Below are 1065 nucleotides of genomic sequence, written 5' to 3'. Positions count from 1 at the left end.
GCACTGCCCTGATTGATGAATGGTCGAAGACAGGTCTGTCGAAGGATCTTTCGACACACATACAACAGCAGATATGGCCCGGACAGACCTTGGCTCTGCTGGCATGGTTCTCGCGATTTGAACCACAGACACTCCACCGCGCCGCACACGTCCTTCTATGCAAGGACTTTTTGAGGATGCGGCTGTGCAACGATATTTCCACGGATGCAACGGACGGCGGCTGTGCCGGTATTATTGATGTCAATACCGGTACAATCGCGAGCACCGCACTTGAACAGCTCGGCCTCGGCGAGTGGATCGGTAAGCTGCCGCCGGTCTTGCCATCGACAGATATTGCCGCAGGTCTGAGCGAAGCTGCCTCACGTCAGACTRGGTTAATTGCCGGTACGCCCGTGGCGCGGGGCGTTTACGATGTAGTGGGCTGCGCACTTGCGTCAGGTGTCACGGCTCCCAACCAGCTGGCCGTTGTGGCGGGAACATTCAGTATCAACTCCACGCTACATCATCGCCCAACCTTGAACCCGCTACCGACTATTCAAGCGGCCTACCCGGTTGCCAGGACCTTTCTTGCGACATCAGCCACGCCCACATCGGCAAGCAACCTGGAATGGATGTGTAAGACGATGCTTTCAGCAGAGGGTGATCGCGCCTTGCAGGAAGGTAAATCCATCTATGATGTTTGCAACGCATTGGTAGATATCGCCCTCAAGAAGGACAACGATATCTTGTTTTTCCCTTTCCTTTTTGGCGGTCCTCAAGGTGCTCCGGGAGGCTTTCTCGGTCTGACGGCTGACAACGATCTAGGTGACGTGATGCGAGCCGTCTATGAAGGCATTGTCTTTGCGCACAAGTACGACCTTGAGACCCACCTGCAAGGACCTGATGCCGCCATCCCCGACGTCGTGCGGCTCGCTGGAGGACCGTCGCGGAGCAATGTGTGGGCGCAGATGTTCGCGGACGGCTTAAACCTTCCCGTTGAGATAGCCAACGGTACGGAATTCGGTGCCAAGGGTGCTGCCATATGTGGCGCTGTTGCAAGCGGGCTTTATGCGGACATTGAAACGG

The 1065-nt window shown here is 56.3% G+C and carries 1 protein-coding gene; it reads left to right on the top strand.

The features are described from left to right. Nucleotides 1-1065: FGGY-family carbohydrate kinase (locus tag ACXJ5O_RS27970; RefSeq protein WP_457302757.1), on the top strand; the 1065-nt coding region annotated here is incomplete at both ends.

The sequence above is a fragment of the Phyllobacterium sp. P5_D12 genome (assembly GCF_054049495.1).
Note: the sequence above shows the minus strand (reverse complement) of the source record. Positions and strands in the feature narration are given on the sequence as shown.